Raw genomic sequence first — 1,046 nt, forward strand, 5'->3', positions numbered from 1 at the left:
AGCCGATGAATAGACCTACCTTGTAACGTGTGTATCTTTTTTTTGTTTTCATAAGTATTGATTGTTTAACTAATGTATGCCATATAATCACTACCAAGCAGCTGTGAGCTAGGTTAATGGATAACCCATATAATATGGGCTATCCACACTACCTCACCTGCTTAGGCTGCTATTTAGCAAGGTACCCCTTCTTCTTAATAATGAACGGTAATGAAAGCTAGCTATGCATCGTGTGTTCATTTGTGAATCTAGAAAAAAAGAGATAGAAAAACAATTAAAAAGAACTAATAATCAATTTATTTCAATATATTTTTTGTACAAAAAGGGTCTTTAATAGATGCTATAATTTGCTCTAGCTTAAGCCAAGCCAGTCTGCCAAAAATTGGACAAAAAACTAATTCCTTAAAATTCGTAATAGAGATAAAGAATGTGAGATATAACTATTATTGTTTTTTTTATCCAAAATTTTTTCTCAAACTATTGTTTTTTTTAAAAAAATTGTATATAGAAGTTTTTCAAAAAAGTCAATCTTTTTATAGAATTTTTTATTTTTTTATGAACTTAGTAATGCTTGGTATTTAAAATCCAAATTAATTAAACCAGAATCATCATGGCTATCAGATTTATTTTACCTGTTGAGTGGTCTTGTTTAAAATCAGCGGCCTCTCTAGTGCTCATTTTACGCCTATTTTGTACTATTGCTTGCACTAAATATAATAGTAATAGTAGCGACTATATGGATGGAGAAAACGATGAGGAAAATAACTTACTCGTTGGTGTAAACGCAGCAGAAACTCCGCAAACGTTGGAGCAAAATAAAAAAAAGCTATCGAAAAAACGAGATAAAAAGTGCCAGATAGCTGCCGAACAAGAGAGACTCTTTATAGAAATATATAATAAGGGTGATATAACAGCACTCCGCGATTATTTTAATTTCTTCAGAAACAGCAATATGCCTCTTGAATCTAAAAAGAAAGCTAAACTAGAGACATACCTAACTTGTAGTAGTTGATATTTCATCTGACATTTGTTAATTTGTGCTGATA

At 30.9% G+C, this 1,046-nt stretch carries 1 protein-coding gene; it reads left to right on the forward strand.

All coding sequences use genetic code 11. The features are described 5' to 3' along the window. Positions 1-610 precede the first annotated feature (610 nt). Positions 611-1,012, forward strand: a complete 402-nt coding sequence (locus MUW74_RS04240) for a hypothetical protein (protein ID WP_243519295.1) — start codon at positions 611-613, stop codon at positions 1,010-1,012. Positions 1,013-1,046 lie beyond the last annotated feature (34 nt).

Source organism: Candidatus Cardinium sp. cBcalN2, assembly GCF_022810445.1.
GTDB lineage: Bacteria > Bacteroidota > Bacteroidia > Cytophagales > Amoebophilaceae > Cardinium.